The 23305-nt window shown below is 46.1% G+C and carries 18 protein-coding genes and 1 riboswitch; of the genes, 8 read left to right on the top strand and 10 right to left on the bottom strand.

Features of this window, described 5'->3' with window-relative positions; translation table 11 throughout:
* Positions 1 to 24: 24 nt before the first annotated feature.
* The gene (locus tag IEY09_RS12630) at positions 25 to 1665 is read right to left on the bottom strand and encodes a ZIP family metal transporter (RefSeq protein WP_172589867.1); all 1641 of its coding nucleotides are present in this window, start codon (positions 1663 to 1665) and stop codon (positions 25 to 27) included.
* A gap of 286 nt (positions 1666 to 1951) precedes the next feature.
* On the opposite strand from IEY09_RS12630, the gene IEY09_RS12625 reads away from it, so the two are divergent.
* Together IEY09_RS12625 and IEY09_RS12620 are read left to right on the top strand one after the other, a co-directional pair.
* A complete protein-coding gene (locus tag IEY09_RS12625; RefSeq protein WP_037416335.1) occupies positions 1952 to 2545 on the top strand; it encodes a YhgN family NAAT transporter in 594 nt (197 codons plus the stop codon).
* Between the two features lie 302 nt (positions 2546 to 2847).
* The gene (locus tag IEY09_RS12620; protein ID WP_188871300.1) at positions 2848 to 5658 is read left to right on the top strand and encodes an immune inhibitor A domain-containing protein; all 2811 of its coding nucleotides are present in this window, start codon (positions 2848 to 2850) and stop codon (positions 5656 to 5658) included.
* Positions 5659 to 5722: 64 nt separating this feature from the next.
* Here the strand turns inward: IEY09_RS12620 and IEY09_RS12615 are convergent, their stop codons facing one another.
* Positions 5723 to 6292: a chorismate--pyruvate lyase family protein gene (locus tag IEY09_RS12615; RefSeq protein WP_169548441.1), complete on the bottom strand. Its 570-nt coding sequence runs from the start codon at positions 6290 to 6292 to the stop codon at positions 5723 to 5725.
* A 101-nt stretch (positions 6293 to 6393) separates the two neighbouring features.
* On the opposite strand from IEY09_RS12615, the gene IEY09_RS12610 reads away from it, so the two are divergent.
* On the top strand, positions 6394 to 6804 hold the full coding sequence (locus IEY09_RS12610) for a flagellar basal body-associated protein FliL (RefSeq protein ID WP_037416344.1): 411 nt from the start codon (positions 6394 to 6396) through the stop codon (positions 6802 to 6804).
* A gap of 59 nt (positions 6805 to 6863) precedes the next feature.
* On the top strand, positions 6864 to 7976 hold the full coding sequence (gene rlmF / locus IEY09_RS12605; RefSeq protein ID WP_188871298.1) for a 23S rRNA (adenine(1618)-N(6))-methyltransferase RlmF: 1113 nt from the start codon (positions 6864 to 6866) through the stop codon (positions 7974 to 7976).
* A gap of 39 nt (positions 7977 to 8015) precedes the next feature.
* Here the strand turns inward: rlmF and IEY09_RS12600 are convergent, their stop codons facing one another.
* The 4 genes from IEY09_RS12600 to moeA are packed head-to-tail and all read right to left on the bottom strand — an operon-like array spanning position 8016 to position 11071.
* Positions 8016 to 8303: a putative hemolysin gene (locus IEY09_RS12600; RefSeq protein ID WP_047536502.1), complete on the bottom strand. Its 288-nt coding sequence runs from the start codon at positions 8301 to 8303 to the stop codon at positions 8016 to 8018.
* 25 nt (positions 8304 to 8328) lie between these two features.
* Entirely contained in the window at positions 8329 to 8991 is a 663-nt protein-coding gene (locus IEY09_RS12595) for a Bax inhibitor-1 family protein (protein ID WP_037416350.1), read from the bottom strand.
* Positions 8992 to 9046: 55 nt separating this feature from the next.
* Positions 9047 to 9808, bottom strand: coding sequence for a molybdopterin-synthase adenylyltransferase MoeB (gene moeB, locus IEY09_RS12590; protein WP_144376174.1), 762 nt, complete (start codon positions 9806 to 9808; stop codon positions 9047 to 9049).
* 9 nt (positions 9809 to 9817) lie between these two features.
* Entirely contained in the window at positions 9818 to 11071 is a 1254-nt protein-coding gene (gene moeA, locus IEY09_RS12585) for a molybdopterin molybdotransferase MoeA (protein ID WP_188871296.1), read from the bottom strand.
* Between the two features lie 328 nt (positions 11072 to 11399).
* Here moeA and ftnA point away from each other — a divergent pair, with 328 nt between their 5' ends.
* Positions 11400 to 11936 carry a non-heme ferritin gene (ftnA, locus tag IEY09_RS12580; protein WP_037416358.1) on the top strand — a complete coding sequence of 179 codons (537 nt, stop codon included), beginning with the start codon at positions 11400 to 11402 and terminating at the stop codon, positions 11934 to 11936.
* 76 nt (positions 11937 to 12012) lie between these two features.
* On the opposite strand, the gene IEY09_RS12575 is transcribed toward ftnA, so the two are convergent.
* Positions 12013 to 15246 carry an EAL domain-containing protein gene (locus IEY09_RS12575; RefSeq protein ID WP_188871294.1) on the bottom strand — a complete coding sequence of 1078 codons (3234 nt, stop codon included), beginning with the start codon at positions 15244 to 15246 and terminating at the stop codon, positions 12013 to 12015.
* A 355-nt stretch (positions 15247 to 15601) separates the two neighbouring features.
* Entirely contained in the window at positions 15602 to 16255 is a 654-nt protein-coding gene (gene ribB / locus IEY09_RS12570) for a 3,4-dihydroxy-2-butanone-4-phosphate synthase (protein WP_055647604.1), read from the bottom strand.
* Positions 16256 to 16450: 195 nt separating this feature from the next.
* A riboswitch (FMN riboswitch) is annotated at positions 16451 to 16681 on the bottom strand.
* A gap of 240 nt (positions 16682 to 16921) precedes the next feature.
* On the opposite strand from ribB, the gene IEY09_RS12565 reads away from it, so the two are divergent.
* Positions 16922 to 19057, top strand: a complete 2136-nt coding sequence (locus IEY09_RS12565) for a S9 family peptidase (RefSeq protein ID WP_188871292.1) — start codon at positions 16922 to 16924, stop codon at positions 19055 to 19057.
* A gap of 10 nt (positions 19058 to 19067) precedes the next feature.
* Positions 19068 to 19511 carry a GIY-YIG nuclease family protein gene (locus IEY09_RS20225; RefSeq protein WP_229777894.1) on the top strand — a complete coding sequence of 148 codons (444 nt, stop codon included), beginning with the start codon at positions 19068 to 19070 and terminating at the stop codon, positions 19509 to 19511.
* Between the two features lie 216 nt (positions 19512 to 19727).
* Here the strand turns inward: IEY09_RS20225 and IEY09_RS12555 are convergent, their stop codons facing one another.
* Together IEY09_RS12555 and IEY09_RS12550 are read right to left on the bottom strand one after the other, a co-directional pair.
* Entirely contained in the window at positions 19728 to 21071 is a 1344-nt protein-coding gene (locus tag IEY09_RS12555; RefSeq protein WP_188871290.1) for a reverse transcriptase domain-containing protein, read from the bottom strand.
* Positions 21049 to 21675, bottom strand: a complete 627-nt coding sequence (locus IEY09_RS12550; protein ID WP_188871287.1) for an SLATT domain-containing protein — start codon at positions 21673 to 21675, stop codon at positions 21049 to 21051. The genes IEY09_RS12555 and IEY09_RS12550 overlap by 23 nt, the downstream gene beginning before the upstream one ends.
* A 657-nt stretch (positions 21676 to 22332) precedes the next feature.
* Here IEY09_RS12550 and IEY09_RS12545 point away from each other — a divergent pair.
* Complete coding sequence (locus tag IEY09_RS12545; protein WP_224021403.1) at positions 22333 to 23058, top strand: SIMPL domain-containing protein; 726 nt, start codon at positions 22333 to 22335, stop codon at positions 23056 to 23058.
* Positions 23059 to 23305 lie beyond the last annotated feature (247 nt).

The raw sequence follows: 23305 nt of genomic DNA, 5'->3' as shown, positions 1-23305 counted from the left end.
CTGTCTGTCGGCAAATGAACAGTGTTAGTGCTGGTGCTTATCGCTATGGGGATGGCTGTGGCCGCTAGTCTGACCGTGTGAATGAGAGTGGCCATGCCCGTGCACATGTGATGTTTCGGCTGTTTTAGCATGCGCGTGCGCATGATCATGGCTGTGTTTATGGCCGTGGGCCACAGGTTTTAACATCATTAAGCGGCGCAAGAATTTACGAGGCCCGAGGCGCAGTAAGCTGGCTGCAAATAAGGCTGATAAGATCAGCAGTGCCGTGAGGTTAATGGCTTCTGGTAGAGTGAACAACGAGAACCACATGGGCAACTTAAGGGCAGCAACGAGGGCTATGGCAATAATTGCCAGCAAAATCCCCCGTTGCGACCAACCCATAAGCTTAAGTTGAGCGATATTCAACACCGGAGCGGCAATCAAAGGCAATACGATGGCCAGCGGACTCCAGCCGCTATAGGCTAAGGCGATTGACAATACGGCCGCACCTAAATTGCAGAAGCGCATCGGTAAAAATACCAGCAATAGCACGGTAATCTGTAATATAGGGTTACTTAACGGTACCGAAGGGTGACCAATCAAGTTAACTAATACCAAGCTGAGGAGCACCCAAGGTGCGCTGCGATCAACCAAATGGGCGAAACCAAAACGCAGGGTTTGGCTTGGTAATTTAGTATGGGGATCGGTAATATCGACCCGCGCATAGGCTAAATAGGCACTCATGATCAAGACGACTAAGAGTTGAAACAGCGCTAACCAAGGGCCAAGCAATAGCGCCGTCAGTACTAGGGCTTCTGGGCCTGCTAAACGTTGGAACCAACGACGGGCGAGGCTATTGTCCTGTGGTGTTAAACCAAGCTGGAATCTTAGTGCTGCTACGGCGTAACTGAGTAATAGCACTGGCGCTATGGTCATTAGCCATGTTGTTAGCTGCTCTGTACTGTGGTCGTGATGGGCATGTTCGTGGCCGCCAGAATCCATCAATAACAGCATCATTAATAAACCAATACCGAGCAAACTGCCGATACCCGCCTGATATTCATACTGGCCTTGTTTATCTGTTTCCTGTTGACCATGTGGCTGATGTAACACCACATGCAGAATCGAGCCTGTCACAAAAGCTTGTAAATAAACGGTTTTATCTATGCTCATGTGTGATAAAAGCTGTTCGCTAGCAAAATAGCCAATACTCGTGAATAGCATAATGGCGCCAAAAATAACCAGCGTCCAACGGGCACCAAGATGAGGTTTTAGTATCCACCAAATAGCAAAACCAACAGGGAGACGATGGAGTATAACGCCCAAGGCTAACAAAATGGAGTTGCCCTCATTTTGGGCTAATACCATAGCGCTCCCATCTGTGATGGTGTGCAGCAATAAGCCACTAATGCCAAGAAAAAGGGCAAAATTATGCGTAATTTCAGAGTAGCGGTGGAACAAGCGTTCACTGGCTGTGGGCCCCCACAGGCCGAGTACTACAAAGACGATGGCCAGCAGGCCGCCATGCTCGAGAAGTTCAGGTAGAATATGGATCAGCACTAATCCGCCTAAGGAGACGAAAATAAAGCCATCAAGTCCCTTCTGCAATCCGCTGCCTGATGCAAAGTAGCGGTAAAACAGTGGCCCGATTAAGAGTGCGAGACAACTAGCAAGAAGATAGAGCATGGATTCCACGAAAATTGGCTGAAAAAACGCTGTAGTATACCAGTTGTAATTTAAATGAGCAGCGACTTACAGGCAATTTACTCAAGCGAGATGTTGTGCTGTGGCTTGTAGTAAAAATGAATCAACGACTCAATGGCTTATGGATGATAGGTAAAAAACCGCTAGAGGATCATGAAACGGCACTCATAATCCATCTTAAGGAATTTTCTAGATAATTTTTCACATCTGTAACGCGAAAAAGTTATACAATATGTGCTCATGTTGGCTTAGACGTTGATAAAGTTAAATGGATATATTTTCTGCTGCGGTAATGTTGTTTCTCATCATGGACCCTCTCGGTAATTTACCGATATTCGCGTCGATTTTACGGCATATTGATCCTAAAAAACGTCGTAGGGTTTTGATTCGTGAACTCATTTTTGCATTAGTGATCATGTTGGCCTTTTTGTATGCTGGCGAAGCCATCTTAAGTTTCCTAAATCTGCGATCTGAATCGGTCAGTATTGCCGGTGGGATTATTTTGTTTCTGATCGCGATTCGGATGATTTTCCCCCAGCCGGGTGGTGTGGTTGGGCTTGCAGCAGGGGAGGAGCCATTTATCGTGCCGATGGCGATACCATTAATGGCGGGACCATCTATTCTTGCCGCGCTCATTTTACTAGCGCATACCGATAGCTCACGTATGGGGGATTGGACTATTGCTCTCGTATCAGCTTGGGGCGCGAGTGCGGTTATTTTAATGTTTTATAAGCTCTTTACCCGTATGTTGGGTGAAAAGGGGTTAACGGCTGTTGAACGTTTGATGGGGATGGTGCTGGTAATGATATCGGTACAAATGTTCCTCGATGGAGTATCAAACTATATGAAAACTGCTGGGTAAGCGTATTGCACCAAGTTATCAAAAACCGCATTACATCGTTAATGCGGTTTTTTTATGGCAAAAAATCGCTGTTGAGGATGCTTGCTGAACCAACGCTGACAAAAGTATAAAAACCATCACCTTCCAATCTGTATCAAGTTGTTACACTCTTGGTGTCCTGATATGTTTTCACATCCCATTGAAGTTGGCTTTCCGATGAGGGAAGACAACCAATAAACAAACTTGCCATAGAGCAAATAGGCACTAGCCTTAAAAAATAGCTTGGCTATAACAGCGCAGATTGTGACGGAAGGAAGACGGTAATGCGAAGTACAAAGAGTATCACAGCGTTTGGATTGATGTTGGCCTTGCTGAGTGGCGCGAGTATTGCTGCGCCCAATCACACGCCAGCGGATGCAGGAGTCATTAATAAAGAGCGGATCCTCTATTGGCTGATTAAGCGGGGTGAAGTCTCAGAGGATGCCAGCGATAGCGTTAAGCAAGCGGCCGTTGAAGCCTTTATTGCTCGCGCAAGTTTCGCACAGCCTAAAGAGCCTAGAATGGTGATTGAGGCTGAGCATGAACGCCTGCAAAAAGCCAAAACATCAGCGGTGATGCGTGCCCCCGCACAGCGTGTTTTAGCGGATGCAGATGTGACTAAAACGGTTAAGGTATTAACCGTACTGATTGATTTTCCAGATTTAAAATATAATAACAACGGCTTAACAGCGAGTGATACCGACATGTATTACTCGAGTTATCCTGCTTCTCACTACAAGAATTTACTCTTCTCTACGGCTGGTTTTAGTGGCCCGCAGGGGCAAACTTTAGATTCGGCCTATCAGTATTACCAAGCCGTTTCGGGCAAAACCTTCTTCTTTAGTGGTGACGTTAAAGGTTGGTATACCGCTAGCCAAAATGCTGATTATTATGGCGCTAATGATGCCGACACTGGCAACGATGTTAATGTGACTGAACTGGTTAAAGAAGCAGTATCGCTAGCCGTAGCGAATATGTCAGCTGCAGAGCTTGCAACCTATGATATTGAAGACCCATATGATTTAAATGATAACGGTAACTTAAATGAAGCCGATGGCATTATTGATCATGTGATGATTTTCCACTCCAGCATTGGGGAAGAAACTGGTGGTGGTAAGTTAGGAGCAAACGCTATTTGGTCGCACCGTTATTACGTGGATCAAGGTACTCAAGGCTACACTTTACCGGGCTCGAGCAAAAAACTCTTTGGTTACACTATCCAACCGATCGATGCCGCGACTGGGGTCTGTACCCATGAATTTGGTCATGATCTTGGACTGCCCGATGAGTACGACACTACAGACAACGCTAACAAAGATGGTTCGCCTGTTGGTTATTGGTCTTTAATGTCGGGAGGCAGTTGGACAGGGGCTATTCCTGGTGCGCAGCCGAGTGGTTTTAGCCCCTACGCACGTTCGTATTTACAGACAAAATATAAAGGAAAGTGGCTTAACGAGCGCGAGATTAGTTTAGACAGTATTCCTAAATCGGGTATGGAAATCACGCTTAATCAGGCGATAAACCAAGATGCCGTGAATCAAATATCGATACCGCTTCCTGCGGCACAAATTGCCTTTAAAGCACCTTATCAAGGGAGTTACCAGTACTACTCTGGTCAAGGTAACATGCTGACAAACAGTATGAGTTTTACCGCAACCTTGCCTAGCACCAGCGAAAAACTCACACTCTCTTTGCAGGCGAGTTGGGCAATTGAGACTGACTATGACTATATGCAAGTTAAGGTTAATGGTACGGCGATTGCGGGGAATTACACTAAGTCGATCAACGCCATTAACAATGCCCGACATATTATCACTGGTAAGTCATCAGACATCTCTACCGCAGTGGGCAGCGATGCTTGGGTTGCCTTGGAATATGATTTGTCAGCCTATGCAGGTAAGAGTGTCACCATTGAATTTACCTATGTGACCGATGAGGCGGCAATTGAGTCGGGGATTACTATCGATAATATCAGTATTAAACAGGGTGTAACTGAGCGGTATGCCGATAATGCTGAGGTGGCTGGTAAAGCGACTCTTGTGGGTTACAGCCGCATTACCAGTACTCGCCCTGGCGCCGCATCCCGTTACCTTATTCAATTACGCAGCCATAATGGTGTCGATGCGGGCTTAAAGAGTAAAGGGTTTGACCCTGGTGTACTGCTATGGCTAGAGAATGCCAGTTACAGCGATAACAATGTATCGGATCATCCCGGCCGTAGCTTGATAGGTGTGATTGATGCTGACCAGAATATGATTGGCACTCTTTCTACCGATGAACAAATCCGTGATGCGGCTTTTAGCATGGTAAAACAAACAGCTTACTCTGGGGACAATAACCTCGATGCGGTCAGTCTTTTTGATGATAGTTTGGATTACAGCGCACCACTACAACCTCAGTCTGGCATGCAACTGCAACAACTTGGGTTGACGATGCAAGTGGTCTCTCAGGCCAGCGATAACCGCACCGCGGTAATTCGTTTAGCCAATGCGAATGCCGATCCAGCGTTAGCTCCGTTAACTGCGGCAATAAATCTGAGCCAAAATGCCTTAACCGCCACCGTGGCCGCAGTGGTTGATGGTGGCGAGGGTGCTTACACCTATGCTTGGGATTTTGGCGTTGCCGGAGCGACGAGTAATTCATCGTCGGCGAGTTATACCTACGCGAGCGCTGGAACTTATACGCTGACCTTAACGGTAACCGATGCAAAAGGCGCAATTGCCACCGCGACGAAAACGGTGGTGATGAGCTTGCCCTTAACTGCTGGCTTTAGCGTCATTGCCAACCAGCTTACGGTGAAGTTTAGCAATACCTCGGCAGGGGGCGTTGGTAGCCTAAGTTATACATGGAACTTTGGCGATGGCACCTCAAGCACTTCGGCATCGCCTTCCCACACTTATGCTCAGACGGGTACTTACACAGTGACACTGACGGTGAAAGATACACAAAATGCCACTGCCAGCAGCAGTTCAAGTGTTACCGTATCTGAGCCAACGACGCCAGGCGAAACCCCAAGTAGTGGCGGTGGTGGCAGTCTAGGTTGGCTAAGCCTGATGTTGCTCGGTGGTTTTGCATGGCGCCGCCAGCGCCAATAAGAAGGGATTGTTCTAACGAAAAATGCCTCTGATATAGAGGCATTTTTGCTTTAGCTTAAGAGAGCTAGGGTTGTAGCCTCGCCATCGCTTGTACAGCGGCCGGAAGGAACATTTCACTGACAAACATTTCCTCTTCGTCATGGTGAAAATATCGGCGTCGGCCCCAAAGTTCATGCTCGACGTTTTGCGCTAAACTCTGTGCCAGTTGGGCAAGGCGGCTATCTGTGTCAAAGCGGGCGATTTCAATGCGACCAGGAATGAAGCTATCTTGGCTGAATAATAATTCGCCGAGCGGGCGTGTACCTAAGCCTAAAAAATCGGCTTGGCGTGTCGATAACAAAGACTGAGGGATCAAGGTTCTGGCAAATACCCAAGGTACAGAATCGAGGCAGAGTAACACTTCGCGCACCCAAACGGTGTTTTGCTTAGGATATTCCCCTTCGAGCGGGGCACATTGGCCTTCACCAAGAATTTTGACTTCAAACTTATCGCAGCAGGTTTTGAGTTTTTGCGTCAGGCTTCCTGGCGCCAGTAACCATTCCTTAAGGGGAGAAGCGGGAAGATTTTTGGCATTATCGGCACAAAACCATTGAATAGATTCGCCATAGGGAAAGCTTAAGCTGGTCACATTCATTAAATACTCGTTACAATATAAGCAAACGTCGGCAGTCTACCAGATAGATTGGGAAGTTTCTTCCATTGACCATTATTGTTTTTAGGGAGCTGTAAACCGCGATGAAAAAATTATTATCAGCCTGCCTGATCTTGCTCAGTGCTGTGTTTAGCGCATATGCAGCCGACGAGAAAGCTCCACCCCCTACTGGGGATTTCGCCTATTACGGGTTTGAGCCCGAAATTGTGACTAACTATATTTCAAACCGCAAAAAGCTCGGGTTTGTAAAGATCAGTGTTGAGCTGATGGTAAAGAGTCCCGATGATTTAGTGATCGTTGAGCGCCATGATCCACTGTTGCGTGCCGCCATTATTGAGGTGCTGGGTAACCAAGCCGAAGAAAAAATTAAGTCTCTTACTGGCCGTGAGGAAATCCGCCGTGAATGCTTTGATATGGTCAATAATCTGCTGACCAAGGAAGCGGGTAAACCAATAGTAGTCAATCTACTGTTTACCTCTTATCTTTACGATTAATCCAGCCAATAGGCTAAGGGTCGATCTTTGGATTGGCCCGCTCTTGTTGAACCATCATTATGTCTAAGCCCGTCGTTAAAATTGCCGCTAAGCCTGCGATGTCACCCACAGGAAAACGCAGCAAACCAAGCACGCCTAAGCCACTTGTGGCAAAACCAGCAAAACCAGCAAAACCAAATATTGCCCCCGCTAAAGCGACGAGCAAGCCAAAACAGGGCGTTGAGAGAAAGACCTTACACCCGCGTAATTTACATGCTCACGGCTATGACTTTTCGGCGTTGATGACGAGTTACCCTAAGCTAAAAACCTTTGTTCGGCCAACGCCATACGGCGCCTTATCGATAGATTTTGCCGACCCCATAGCAGTGAAAACCCTCAATGCGGCCCTATTGAAACATCATTATGGGCTGGCGTTTTGGGATATTCCTAAGGGGGCGCTGTGTCCACCAATCCCCGGACGAGTTGACTATCTACACTACTTGGCTGATCTGTTGTTCGAAGGCGCCCCCGTCCAGCGTGCTGGACAAGTTAGCGCTTTAGATATCGGCACTGGGGCGAATGGCGTTTATGCCATCCTAGGGCATCAAGTGTATGGCTGGCAGTTTGTCGCCTCGGATATCAATCCTCAGTCGCTCACTAATGTGCAGCGGATTATCGACAATAACCCGAGTTTGCAGGGTCACTTATCTTTAAGGCAACAGCAGGATGAAAAGGTGGTCTTTAAGGGGATCATTCAGGCATCTGACCGCTTCGAGTTAACTCTGTGCAATCCTCCCTTTCATGGCTCGTTAAAAGAAGCTAGCGAAGGCTCGCTGCGCAAGGTGCGTAATCTGCAACTTAATCGCGGTGAACAGCCTAAAGCGGCCAGCGCGACCTTAAACTTTGGTGGTCAAGCGGCGGAGTTATGGTGCCAAGGCGGAGAGAGGCAATTTTTAGCCACAATGATCCGCGAGAGCCAAGCGTTTGCCGAGCAGTGTCTGTGGTTTACCAGTTTAGTGTCAAAGCAGGAAAATCTTAAACCTTGCTATCAAGCATTGGCAAAGTTGGGTGTGGATACCGTTAAAACCATTGAAATGCAGCAGGGCAATAAGATCACCCGCGTGTTAGCCTGGAGCTTCCATTCGCAGGCTAAACGTTTGCAGTGGCGAAATCAGATCGTCAGCGGGACATAAAACAACAGGCGCCGAGTGCGCCTGCTTTTTTACTCAGCCTCAATTACTGGGCTTTTCCTGTGGATGGTCGCGGCGAAATAGCGCCCACTCTTCAATCTGTTCACCGTTTGGCAAGGTACACATACCGTGTTCACCCTCTGCGGTTCTTTGGATTTCCGATATGCCACCGAGGGAGGCGCAATACTCTGATGCAGGGTTGGCGATTTGTGCTTTTGCTTCCGTTTTTGTTTCAGCCTGAGCGTTTGTTGCTGGCTCGGTTTTCTCGCCGCAGCCGATTAAGCTGGCGCCGATGATGAGACCGATTAACAGTGGTGAGGTTAGTTTCATGCTGTTTTCCTTGTCATTGAGTGACTTATTTTCGTCCTAAAATCCGCAAAATACGTAGAAATAGATTGATGATATCCATATACAAAGCGGCGGCGCTATCGACGGCGTTATCGACGGTTTTCGGGATTTGGTTCGCGCGGCCCCAATCGTAGCCAATATAGCCACAAAAGATCAGCACAACTATCCAATCTAAAATGCCGTGATGGGTATTAAAGATAAATATTTCAATTAGTTCGACTACTATCACCAATAGTAATGCGATGGTAAGTACTCCAGATATTTTTTGGAAAAAAGCTGGAAACAGCGTGCCCAAACACATCATGGCAATCGTGACTAGGCCAGTTATTCTAATCGCTTCAGTAACTAATGCGGGATCGTACTGACTGACAACCATATTAATAATCAGGCCGAAGGGCACGACTACAAAGTTATAGCCAATAAAGCTGACGAGGGGATTAGTTGAAGATTGGAACAGATAAATCCCCAAGAAGCAGGAGGCGAAGTAACCGATAAAGAACACCCACGGATTCACGCTGGCAATCGCCTCGGGGTCGATATAGCTGACCATCATATAGTTCACGGCAAAACCCCAGACGAGGGTTAAGCCAATCACTAAGTTATAGACACCCGCGCCAATAATAGGGTCATCGGTTGTGCGGCGGTCAAATACGCTATTTTCAGTATCCATTTGATTTGTCATTCCTTAATTGTAAAAAGCGTGCTGAATATTAAAGGTTAATGTGCTACTCACCACATATCTTGCAGTGAGGGTGCTTGGGTAATTTCATCTCGCGAAATTCCATGGTCATAGCATCGATCATCAGCATTCGTCCTGCCAGTGTTTTGCCCATACCCGTGATGACTTTGATTGCTTCAACCGCCTGCAAGCAGCCGACCATACCGACGACGGGCGCAAGAATACCGGATTCGACACAGCTGAGTTGCTGCTCGCCAAAAAGTGAACTAAAGCAATGATAACAAGGCGTTTGCGCTTGATAGTCAAATACGGTGACCATGCCTTCCATGCGGATGGCTGCGGCAGAAACCAGAGGGATCTTGTGCTTAAAACAGCTCTTATTTAATTGCTCACGCACGCTGACATTATCAGTGCAATCGACCACGATACTGTGGTTGGCGACTAAGGCATCGATCTCATGGTCATCCAATACCGCATTGATAGTATTGATTTTAACGTGAGGATTGAGCTGATTAAGGCGCTGCTTGGCCGACTCGACTTTAGGTTGGCCAATAGTGGCATCCTGATGCAGCACTTGGCGCTGTAGGTTAGAGAGCTCAACCGTATCGAAATCGACTAAGGTCATCTCGCCAATACCCGCAACGGTCAAATATTGCCCCGCCGCGCAGCCTAAACCGCCAGCGCCAATCATCAACACTTTGGCGAGTTTTAAGCGTTCTTGGCCATCGATATCCATCGCCTTGATCGAGATTTGGCGACTGTAGCGGGTGAGTTCGCTATCGCTAAGGATGTCTACTTGTTGATTCATAAAAAGACCTTAGCAAAGCACGCTGTTAAAGGGTTCAACCGTGACTTTTGTGCCCGCTGGCGAGTCACCTTGGAACTGTTCTAACAACACAAAGCAGTTAGCCAGACTCATAGAGGTCAACATACCCGACCCTTGACTGCCTGTAATGGCGACTTCCAGCTCGCCCTGTGCATTGCGGGATAAAATACCGCGCTGATACTCAACGCGGCCGGGCTGTTTACGCACTGGTGTCGTCAGGGTAGCCGATAACATCAGTGGCGCTTTTGGGGTTAAGCCCTGCATCTTGTTTAGAATTGGCCACACCAGCTTGTAGAAGGTCACCATAGAGGACACAGGATTACCCGGTAAACCACAGAATACTGCTTTGCCTATGCGTCCCATGGCGAAGGGTTTACCTGGTTTGATGGCGAGTTTCCAGAAGGTGATTTTGCCTTCTTCATCAAGGATCTGCTTCGTAAAATCTGCCTCACCGACGGATACGCCGCCCGAGGTTAATACCATATCCGCTTGGCTCGCGGCATGGCGAAATGCATGGCGAATCGCCTCTGGATCGTCAGCGACAACCCCTAAATCTAACCATTCCACATTGGCGCGGTTGAGTAACCCTTGGATTGAATAGCGGTTGGAGTCGTAAATTTGCCCTGGCGCTAAGTCGCTGCCCACGGGGCGCAGCTCATCCCCTGTGGAGAAAAACGCGACCTTGAGTTGGCGGTAAACCCGCACCTGACTCACGCCAATGGTGGCTAATACACCGAGCTCAGCGGCTTTAATTTCGATGCCCGCTTTAAGCACTTTAGTGCCTTGCAACAGCTCTTCACCGCGGCAACGCACATTGGCGCCCTTAGCCTTAGGGTGATTGATTTGGATTTGATTGCCCTGTGCTTGGGTCTCTTCCTGCATTTGCACTGTGTCATAACCCGCAGGCACTGGCGCGCCCGTCATAATGCGCACGCAGGAGTTGGGGATAATTTCACCCTCAAAGCCATGGCCTGCGAAGGAGCTACCAATCAGTGTTAATGTGGTCTGCTCGGTTTGACTGTTTAAATCGGCAAAGAGAAAAGCGTAGCCATCCATTGATGAGTTATCAAAGGGGGGTAAATCGATACACGAGGCCAAATCCTCTGCTAACACGCGGCCAAGCGCGTGGGGAAGTGTAACGACTTCGGTGTCTGACACTGGGCTAACCTGCTCAAGCAGAAGGGGAATGGCTTGATCTGGATGCATTAAGCTAGGTTGCGAACAAGGATCGGCTTTCACGGACATCGGGTCTTCCTTATGGGCAAAGGGTTGGAGCAAATATGGGGGCTATTATGCCACGCTGCGCTTGCTTGGCTATGATCTGCATAGGAGTTTATGTGATTTGTTAGGTAGTTTTCCTTAAGTGTTGCCTAAGGTTTACTCTTTTTATACTTGAGTTTGCAGTACCGTTCGTGCGGTACTAAACGCGATTCTATGAACAAATGAAAATCATTTTTATCAATGAATCATTAACTTAGCTAAGTCAACAAAGGTAAATTTTGTTGCTTTTGCTGCCGCCCTTCATGACAATGTGAGCCGATGATTTAAGTGCGAATGCCCAAGAGGATTAACTATGCTGTCTGCAACCATGATCGAAAAGTTGAATGAACAAATTAATATGGAGTTTTTCTCCTCTAATTTATACCTGCAAATGAGTGCATGGTGTGAAGATCAAGGCTTTGAAGGCGCAGCAAAATTTATGCGCGAACATGCAGATGAAGAAATGGGCCATATGCGCCGTTTGTTCACCTATGTGAGTGAAACCGGTGGTTTACCTCTATTGGGCGCCATTGCAGCACCTCAGTCACAGTTCGATTCTCTGCTGGCGTTATTCGAGCTGACCTATGAGCATGAACAGTTAATTACTCGTCAGATTAACGCGTTAGCCCACACTGCATTTTCGAATCAAGATTATTCAACCTTCAATTTTCTGCAATGGTATGTGGCTGAACAGCATGAAGAAGAAAAGCTGTTTAAGTCGATTGTCGATAAGATCCGTTTAGTGGGTGAAGATGGCAAAGCGTTGTTCTTTATTGATAAAGATCTTGCCAAATTAGCCTCAAAGGGCGGCGAAAGTATTATGAATGCTCAAAGCCAACCGCAGGCTTAAGCGCTACCTCTTTGCCCATAAAAAAGCAGCCTAGGCTGCTTTTTTATGGGCAAAAATCAGGATTTTCGTCAACCTATCAAGCATTAACACACTTTTCGCGCGGTTCTTGCTGCTGTAATAATGCCGGTAGTGTTTGGCTTAGCAGCGGCGTAATGGCTGCAAATGGCAGGGGCTTAGAGATCAAATAGCCTTGGGCGTAGTGGCAACCTAAATCACGCAGTAGATTCCATTGGGCTTCGGTTTCAATCCCTTCGGCCACGAGTTCCATTTCAAGGCTTTGCCCCATCATCACGATGGCTTTCACTAAATTAGTATTTGAGCTATTGCTCAGGGCATTTTCCACAAAGCTGCGATCGATTTTTATCACAGAGATAGGGAATTTCTTCAAATAACTCAGGGATGAATAGCCTGTACCAAAATCGTCGATATAAATCTGCGAGCCTAAATGACGGATGGACTCTAGTGTGGTTAAGCAGTGGCTAGCATCGCCCATCAGCATGCTTTCAGTGATCTCAATATGCACGTTTCTTGGGTTGATATGGTGGCGGTTAAAGCATTCTTGCAGCACTTGATCAAATCCTAAACCTCGAGCATTTACACATTGGCGGCTTGAAACATTGATAGCCACGTTAAGGTGTAAGCCAAGTTGTTGCCATTGTCTGAGGTCGTGCATCGCTTGGTTGAGTACCCATTCCCCCATAGGTTCGATAAGTCCTGTCTCTTCAGCGATGCCAATAAACTGGTCAGGAGGGATTAAGCCTAAATCCGGATCTTGCCAGCGGATCAGCGCTTCAACACTGCAGACTTTACCTGTTTTCATCTCCACAATCGGTTGATAGTGCAGCGTAAACTCATTCTGTGCCACGGCACGGCGTAGCCGCTGTTCAAGCTCCATACGGGCAAACATGGCTTGGTTCATTCCCGAGGTGAAGTATTTGAAGTTATTGCGGCCGGCGTCTTTTGCCTGATACATGGCCATTTCTGTGTTGCGGGTCAGCGAGCTGACATCTAGCCCATCTTCTGGGTAAACCCCAATCCCAAAGCTGGCGGAAATTTGAATTTCCCGTTCATTCAAGCTAAAAGGCGTCGACAGGGTTTCGATGATATGGCTTGCCATATGCTCGATCGCAAATTCATTGGTGACACGGGGAAGGATAAGCACAAATTCGTCCCCGCCGATGCGGGCGACAAAGTCGGTTTTACCAGCAATATTTTCCAGTCGCTTGGCCACATCTTGTAATAATAAGTCGCCTGTGGCGTGGCCTTGTACGTCATTAATATATTTAAATTGGTCTAAATCAATCAGCAGAATCGCCAGTTTACGGGAGTCATGTTGGGCGAGCTGGATTTCATGCTGCAGCCGCTCATTAAAGAGTTTGCGATTCGGTAATCCGGTGAGCGTATCGAAATGTGCCTGATACCACAGATCCTGTTCATATTGCTTACGTTTACTGATATCCATAAACAAACCAATATGTTGGATTATTTCACCCCGTTCATTACGCACCACTGTAATCGCAAGATACTCGGGATACACTTGGCCATCTTTGCGCTTATTCCAGATTTCGCCTTCCCATTTGCCGTTTTTTTCTAATGCTTCCCACATCGCGGTATAGAAATGGCTTGGATGGCGTTTCGAGCTTAAAAGTGAAGGGCTTCGGCCTTTCACCTCTTCTAAGCTATAGCCTGTGATCTGGCTAAAGGCGGGGTTAACTAATTCGATATGGTTATCGGCATCCGTCACCATAATGCCTTCGGCCGAATAGTTAAAGACCGCCGCGGCCCGATTAAGCGCTTGATTCGCTTTCTGGCGCTCGCTCAGCATACGGTTCATCGCCCGTGACATCCGCGCAAGTTCATCTGAGCCTGACACATCAATATGAATATTCAACTCAGGGTCGGCGGCCATTCGCTGCATATCATTAGCAATTTGGGTGATTTTATCCATAAAGCTACGAATGATTTTCCGCCCTAGCCACAGGGTGATGGTGGCGGTAAATAAGGCGGAGAGCAGATAAATACCTAATAGGGTTAGCGCATGCTGTTGTTGTTCATTACTCTGGCGAGCCATGGTACGCGTGATTTCATTACTGAGCGCGTTCAGCTTATTGATTCTATCTGTGGTTAATGTCCACCAGTGTTTGCTGCTCACTGGATGGGGAGGCATTAATAATTTATCAATGGCGCTAGTGAGATCGGTATTGTTGATGTGAGCAAGGGCGGTGATTTCAGCGAGCGATAGTTTTTGATCTTTTAATTGTAAGATCTTGGACATGCAGAATTGATACTGGTTGATACTCTCTTCGATAATCTGTACTGCAGGCGCAAGTGAAGGCAGGTTGATTGTTTCGCGGTTAAGTTCTGCGAGTTTTTGCTGAATCGTGGCTAAGGATTGATTGAACTTCTCAAGCGATATCAGGCTACCCGTTAATAAGTAATCTTGAAAACTATCGATTAACCCATCGTAACCCAGATTGGCGTTGATGCTTTGTACTAACGTGCTGATATGGATCTGTTGCTCTATTTGTTGACTGATTTTAAGTATTCGCAAGCTTTCCGGTGAGGCTTGTATCTGGCGGATGAGGGAATGTCTGTCAGATATTGAGGCATTGCTGGCATGGGAGATGGCTTGGCCATATTCATACATAATGGTATTGATGGCTTTGTAGTCATTAATGCTGAGGCTTTCTGACAACAACATACGATTGATGGCGCTGCGTTCTTTCACCGCCAACTCTTGCACCATCAGTAGATTCAGTAAATCCGCGTAGGCTCTTGATTGATTAATATCATTGGTGAGTAATTGCAGTTGTTGGATTAACTGCATTAATTCAGAATTAAATTGTTGATATAAATCGATAAATGCAGAAGGGTGTTGATCGAGCGCTTCTTGGCGGCTCGATGCCAATTTATGACTTAGCAGCGTTAAACTCGTCAGTTTTTCCTGTAACTGGGTCGATGCCAGTTGGCCACTTAACGCAGTATTCAACGCAAGCAAAGCCGGACTCTTAAGCAGTGCTTCTAGTGCATCAGAGGTCAGTTGTTGCTGTTGCAATAGACGTGTTTCATCTTGAGGCGTAGTGGCTGGGAGTAATTGGGTACTTAATCCATATTCGTTATGAAGTTGATAGAGTAATTCATTGATTTTTGAAGTGGTTTGTATTGCCAAATGGTTTTGAGTGGCAAAGCGATACTCTTTCACAAGTACATACATTCGCGACAGCACAAAAATACTCATCATCAGCAAAGGTAGCAGCGAAAACAGAATCAGTTTCTGTTTCAAGCTGAGATGCTGTAGCGTGGATGGCATACAAACTTACTCCTCAATTGGCCTGATTTGAAACATAAAAAATCAAGGAATTTCCTTGATGGGGTGAAAGCGGAAGGTCAGGCACTGGGTGCGAATATTTAACATACAAGTCTGTCGCTCGCGACCCTTGGTTTATGGATATCTAATCTAGCTCACGAAATTCAGCTATTTATTATATACACCTAAGATTATATTTTTATTGATGAAATTTTCTCCTAGCAGATAAATTGTTTTGCTGTCTGTGATATCTAGCGTGATTTGATGCTTAACCAAAGTGTTTTATCGAAGTTAAATAAAAAAGGACGCGGGCCTTCGCACGCGTCCTTTAAATTGCATCCTGTTTATGGGGCCAAATTTAGCCTACATTGGCTAATAACGACTTACGGTAAACCACGATATCTTCAATCGTCAGTACAGGCATTTTATGCGCTGCACCAAAGGCGATAATTTCCGGCAGACGCGCCATAGTGCCATCGGGATTGGTGACTTCACACAACACGCCTGCGGGCTTGAGTCCGGCTAGCTGCATTAAATCAATCGTGCCTTCGGTGTGGCCACGACGAGTTAACACGCCGCCCGGTTGAGCGCGCAGCGGATACACATGGCCTGGGCGAGCCAAATCGCTTGGCTTAGCATTGTCGGCGATGGCGGTTTTAATGGTGGTGACACGGTCAGCGGCCGAAACCCCAGTAGTGACGCCCACTTTGGCCTCGATACTCACGGTAAACGCGGTGCCATATTGGCTCGAGTTGTTTTCGACCATAGGTGGTAGCTCAAGGGCTTTGACCTTTTCGTCCGGTAAACACAAACACACGATACCGCTGCATTCGCGAATGAGCATGGCCATTTGCGCATTGGTTAGTGACTCGGCGGCAAAAATTAAGTCGCCTTCGTTTTCCCTATCTTCGTCATCGACCACCAACACACCTTGGCCTTGGCGCAGGGCATTAAGACCCGCTTCAACGCGTTCGATAGCAGTACCAAAAGGAGCAAGTAAAGACTGATTCATGGTTAATATCCTTCAAAAATACGACATGGGAATATCCAGAATCAGGGCGTGCAGAAATACAGCCATTACCCTAAAGGGGATTGTGCTGTAGCAATCGACCCGCTTTAAGCGCAGGCTTAAAAACGTGATTGCAAAATATGAGGCTAACAGCAGGGATACTTAGCTCAAGTTAATGCCAATTATCCAAGTGTTGTCTTACATTCTCTTCCATCCGGACTCAGTACTGTTGCTTGCGGCAAACAGTCCATTACCGTCGGCTCTGGAATAGTAGCGCTCGATAGGCATTAACCATGGCGAGACAAGCTAGGACACCAGATCTGCTGACCCCGAATTGCGTTCGGGCGCTCGCGGGCTTTAGTGTGGGGAAATTTATTCACCTCACTATTTACCGCCGGTGGGGAGTTTCACCCCGCCCTGAGAATTGTTGTTAGGCTTTAGCCTAAAAACGCGGTTATGTTGCGCCTAATTATTGGTGATGGCAACAACATCGCGCCTGAAATTGGGCAAGGTTTGCGCAAGCGCACAATGCCTTGTGATCCTTAAACAAGCGCAATCTTTAGGAAACTCGCAACTTGAGCTAGCTTGGGTATATCATATCCGGCACATTTACTTATTGGCTTGCCGTCGTGCCCCACGATGGTGTTTGAACGTCACAAGGACGTATACATGCGCACTCTGCTGCTTACTTTAGGTCTTGCTATGCTATTACCCGGTTGCTCCACTCCAAAAGGGCAAGTCTCTGCGCCCGTTGCGGAAAAAATTCCCCATGTGATGACCTTGCACGGCGTCACACGCACCGATGACTACTATTGGATGCGCGACGATAAACGCCAAGATCCTAAGGTATTAGCGCACCTTAAGGCTGAGAATCGTTATACCCAAGCTTACTTTAAGCCGCTTAAGTCATTGCAAGACGGGTTGTTTAACGAGCTGACTGGGCGCTTAGTGGCCGATGAGTCGAGTGTGCCGTACCAATGGCACCAGCATAGCTATTACCGCCGCTACCAAGAGGGCAGCGAATATCCGCTGATCGCCCGCAAAGGCAGTGACGGGGTTGAGCAAATGATGCTCGATGTGAATGAGCGCGCCAAGGGCCATGAGTTTTATGGTTTGGGCGGCGTTAGCGTCAGCCCAGATGAAACCATGTTGGCCTTCGGTGAAGATGTGTTAAGCCGCCGCGTGTATAACATCTACTTTAAAGATATTGAATCCGGCGCCATGATCACCGATGTGCTTGAAAACACAGAGGGTCGTATCGTTTGGGGCAATGATAATCGCCATGTGTTTTATATCGCCAAAGATCTGCAAACCCTGCTGGGTTACCGCGTGTATCGCCACGAACTCGGCACACCACAATCGAGCGATGTGTTGGTGTATGAGGAGCAAGATGATGCATATTACATCTCCCTCGGCAAGAGTTTAGATGAGTCGCAAATCGTGCTGTTCCACGAGAGCACCACAACCAGCGAAGTGTCAGTGCTGGATGCAAACGATCCTTTAAGCCTGTTCAAACCTGTGCTTGCGCGGGAAGAAGGCCATGAATACAGTGTCTCTAAGCTGGGTGACAGTTATTACATCCTCACCAACTGGCAGGCGACTAACTTCCGTTTGATGAAAGTGGCGATTAAGGATGCCGCCGATAAATCCAAATGGCAGGAAGTGGTTGCTCACAATCCCAATGCGCGGCTTGAAGATGAGCTGGTGCTTAAGGATTACCTGATTATTCAAACCCGTGAAAATGGCCTGACACGCATTAAAGTGATGCCATTCAATGGCCAAAAGCCCTTTGAGCTGAGTTTCGATGAACCCGCTTATGTGCTGGGTTTAGATGTTAACGCCCAGCAAGATAGCGATAAGTTACGGGTTTTCTACTCTAGCCTGACCACGCCCGAGGCGATTTATGAGTACCACTTAAGCAATCCCGATAGACGCGATCTGCTCAAGCAGGAACAAGTTCTCGGCGGCTTCGATGCCAGCCAATACCGCGCCGAACGTTTATTTGTCACCGCCCGCGATGGCGCTAAGGTGCCAGTGTCCTTGGTGTATCGTAAGGATAAGTTCAAGAAAGACGGCACCAACCCTCTGTACCAATATGGTTATGGTTCCTATGGTTACACAGTAGAGCCTGACTTTTCGTCGTCGGTTATTAGCCTGCTCGACCGCGGTTTTGTGTATGCCATCGCCCATGTGCGCGGTAGCGAAATGTTAGGCCGCCCTTGGTATGATGCGGGCAAATTACTGAATAAAAAGAATACCTTTAATGACTTTATTGATGTCACCACCGCCTTAACCGAACAAGGTTATGGCGATAAAAATAAAGTGGTGGCCTCGGGCGGCAGTGCTGGTGGGCTGTTAATGGGCGCGATTGCCAATATGGCGCCTGAAAAGTACTTTGCCATTGCGGCGCACGTGCCCTTTGTGGATGTGGTGACGACTATGCTCGATGAGTCGATTCCGCTCACTACCAACGAGTACGATGAATGGGGTAATCCAAACGACAAGACCTATTTCGACTATATGCTCAGCTACTCGCCCTATGACAATGTTGCCGACCATGAGTATCCCCACCTGTTGGTCACCACAGGTTTGCATGATTCACAGGTGCAGTATTTCGAGCCTGCTAAATGGGTAGCAAAACTGCGCGAAGTGCAAAATAAATGGTACAAACTCGACGATAAGGTATTGTTATTCCACGTCGATATGGATGCAGGACACGGTGGTAAGAGTGGTCGTTACCGCCAGTATCAAGACACTGCGCAGGAATATGCCTTCTTCTTAAACCTGCTCGGCATGACTAAGTAGGCGCTAACGGGTGACCGATGTAGTGATAGAAACCGCTAATTCAACTCCCTCGGCTAGCCCCCAAAAAGGGGCTAGCCAAGCGCAAGCTGTTAACCAAGCTCAGCTTTCTAGCAAGCCAGAAGCGCTAGGTGCTGAGCAAGCTGTGACTTCGGAGCAAGGTGCGACGTCAGAGATAGAACAAGTCTCGATCTGGTATCTGTACCTTATCCGCTGCGCCAATGGCCACTTGTACACAGGCATCACCACAGATGTCGCACGCCGATTTAATGAGCATCAATCAAGCAGCCCCAAAGCAGCAAAGTACCTGCGCGGCAAAGGTCCATTAACCCTGATGTATCAAGAGCAAGTCGGCACCCGCAGTGATGCACTCAAGCGTGAAATCGCGGTTAAAAAGTTAAGCCGCAGTCAAAAGCTCGCTTTGATAGCGTTAGGTATGATGGCGGGGAACGATTAAGCTCTGCCATTTCAGTGACACGCCGCCCTTTCATTTAACAAGAAGTATCCCTATAGGCTCGACGGTGGCATCTGCTGCATAAGGAAGTGCGAATGCCGCGATCACATGGATGTGAAAGAGCGGCCATGTCGCCAACGGTCACTTCCATGCCAGTGCTTAATCCCGTTAACCACTGAGTATTCTGTTAGTCTGCCCACATGAAAATAACAAAAATTTTTAAGACCTAAAGTCTTTAATATCTTCAAGCAAATCTTTTGTTTGTTTTTTAATACGTCTTCTAAAGTGATAATCAATCTGGGAGTCAGTAAGTGTTTTTTCTTCTACGTCTTTAGGGAAATATTTATTGAGCAGAGCTAATTTTTGATGTCGATGATATTTATCAAAATTTGGTATGTAATTAGTTTGGAAACGATTATGTGTTAATTCCTTAAATGCTCGCGAGAATCGTTTTGGTGTACCTGAAATTTTGAACCTTTTGATAAGTTTGTCTACATAATGATCTAATTCGTGCAGTAGAGTTTCATCATTAATCATTGAAAAGAAAAACAACCAACCTTTACTTTTTTTCTCAAAGACGCAACCCGTGATACGCATATCTAAACGCCACAAAAGAAATTCTTCATTGCTGTATTTTGAATATTTACTAGCGGTAAATATGGCGGCTAGTGAGTCCTTGAGTCGATCTATTGTACCTTGTCTAGCCGTTACCAGTTCACCTTTGAAATAATAACCTAGGTAGCTAAACGGGTAACCTATTTTCTCGATAACTGATTTTTCTGAATCAGGAGCTGGTGCATGAACAATTAGACCAATTTTTTTGAATCGCTTTATGATGTCTTTAGCCAACTCTTGCGCCTTATTGAAGTCACACAATATTAAAACATCATCAACATAGCGGAAGTAACTAATGCCCTCATATTGGTTTAGGGCACGGTCAATATTAGCCATATAAATAGCTGCCAATATGTTTGATACTGCTAATCCTTGCGGGACTCCCTTACTTACTTGATCATCATTTTTGAATGATTTTACGACAGTTGGAGAAGAGATCGCTGAATGGATTAATTCTAGAATATGCTCATTCTCACCATGAATCCGCTTGCGTAAACGAGAATTGAGTTCTGCATGAAGTATTGATGGGTAGAACTGAGTTACATCAAGTTTAATAAAGCCGTTAAAAGCATTGCTATCAAGATCGCTTTTTACTTTAGCTATCACATCCTGTGGAAGTACAAAGTTTACTGAGTCATTATAACGTTCTGATAAAAAGTCATTTAGGGCACGAAGAGCAATTCGATCTCTTACTGTAGGGATTGATATTTCTCTAGGAGGTTGACCTTTCCCTTTTGTAACTAACTTCAATTTATATTTACTAAATCTATAGGTTCCAGCGAGGGATTTGCGGGACAAGATTTCTAATTGTTCATCTAGCTGTTTAAGAAACGTTGTAGGATCAAGATTATCTATTCCAGTGGCCCCAGAAAGTGCAACGTTCTCTTTGAATATTCTTGTCAAATTTTCAATTGAGAAGTGCTTCTCAAACTGATGCCGGACAGTCATGGGTACTCCATAAAATAAAGAATATTGCTATTGGAAGGATATACATAACCAAGAGGATCACCGCTTGTTTAAAGATGTCTTTACAAAAAACAAACCAGTGATAATATGTTGGGCATTTTGTCATCTCAGGTTTTAAACCTGTTATTTTATCCGGTTCTCCGCGGGCGGAAAGATGTTCTATACAAAGCGCTTTAACCATATCAGAATCGGTATGATTTTCACAAAGGCCCAATAGTTTTTGATATTCCTCACGAACACTTTTCCAATTTTCTTCGGTAGAATTTGAAGACGCTTCCAGAAGTTTGGCTCTATGCTGAATCCTTTTAAGAGCTTCATAGCATTCTTTTATTTGTGAAGAACGTTCTTTAAACGATCTACCTGTTATGAACCCTGACATTGTCAGAGACAAAACAGAATAGATTACCCAAGCAACGTTAGCATACTCACTGTTAGTATTAAACTTTAAATAATATATGGATACCGCAACGCCAAAAAATGCATACCATAACATTATCAACTGAGACTGATATGCATTTGTAAGTAATCTTTTTTCCGTTTGGATTTTAGCTTTCCTAGTCCACCAAATATCGTCAGAGAGTGCCATAAATTCCTTCTTATTGTTTGAATGTCCTGTGCGTAGATTTTAGTAATGATAAGTGAACACCCGTTATAACGGGCAAGGCTTTTATACCTAAGAGCAAAAGCTCTTCATAATTAGTATCACTCTGAATTAAATACAGAGTGGCCAAAAAAAATTGGCACGCACAGGACGTCTCCGATACTATCACTATTAATACTTGGAGAAAATAAAATCGGGCAAAATATAAAGAGTTTTTCAGGACTATCAATGCTACATTTACTGCGAAATAACAAAATTCTGAGCAGGCATTACTCGACTATCAATGGTTGCATTCCATCAAGCATTGTTGCGCCAGTGATCTCCTAAAACAGGGATTTTTTAGTAGGGCCTACAGGGACGCGATTTTTAAAACATGAGTACGGCGAGTCACTGGTGTGTCTCATATAAGAGCGTGCGAAAGCCTGCGGCAGGCAATTAGGGAATACGATAGCCAGAAGCCATGATGCCGCCCATTAGCCCCTCGAACCGTTACCGACGCTATTGGACAAAATTGAGTTTGAGAAAGTCTAAGACGTAGTATATCAGGTCGCCCACGACTAAATTTTGCGGGTGATGCTATAGCCGCTATGGCTTGTTACGTCATATACGGTATATTGTCAGTCCTGCTTACATGGAGGTTTTATGAAATATATTTGTTTGATTGTTTTGTTATTTTTGCCAACTTTAGCCCTTTCAAATAATAGCTTGCCGAATAATCGTCATATTGCTGTGGTTGGGACCGCTCAAATAACGGCAAGCCCTGATATTGCAGTGGTCTATCTTGAAGTGGAAAGCTTAAAAGCAACAAGTGCTGAAGCTAAAAATGATGTCGATGATAGGGTTAACAAGTTTTTGTCTGGCCTTGGTAAATTTAATGTCGATAAGAAAAATGTTTCAGCATCCTCAATCTCCACAGCGCCTGAGTACTCCTACGGGGACAATGAAAAGCGTGTGCTTGATGGTTATCGAGCAAGCCGTAACTTAAAAGTGACCCTCAATAACTTAGAGAAACTAAACGCTTTTATGGATTTTGCTCTAAGTGTACAACTTGATGAAATCACCCGCGTTGAGCTGAAGTCATCGAAAGAAGTGGAGCTTAAAAATGAGGCTAGAGCCTTGGCTGTCGCTGACGCAAAAGAGAAAGGAAGTTTATTGGCGAGTGCTTTTGGGGCGATGCTTGGCAAAATTTACAGCATTGGTTCCTCAACAGATGACAGCATTGGCCGTTATGGCGCTAATAATAGAATCGAGCGAATAGAGGTCACTGGTTCACGTTTGGGCAAACCTCAAGTGACTGGGCAATATCTGCAGGAGAATATGGTTTTTTCAGCTTCTATCAGTGTGGTATTTGATCTCGATGTGAAGTGATCGCTTTACTTCAAAAGCCAGCGATAGTTTATTGAGATACCAACAAATTTTGCTCCGAAAACAATTAGGTAAAACGTTACCAAAGGCTTACCTGAATTGAGCCTGAGAAAGTCTCAGACACAAAAAAAGATGCCACTACAAGGGGTTAGTGGCATAAAGTGCATAAGATTGTCCATGGAACGGTAACGCTAAAAAGGGTGGGTAGAAGACTGACATTTTGGTTGGGAACCGTTACAACATCAGTCTC

The organism is Shewanella xiamenensis (genome assembly GCF_014647135.1).
Taxonomy (GTDB): domain Bacteria; phylum Pseudomonadota; class Gammaproteobacteria; order Enterobacterales; family Shewanellaceae; genus Shewanella; species Shewanella xiamenensis.
The sequence above is the reverse complement of the archived record's forward strand: the minus strand, read 5'-3'. Positions and strand labels throughout refer to the sequence as shown.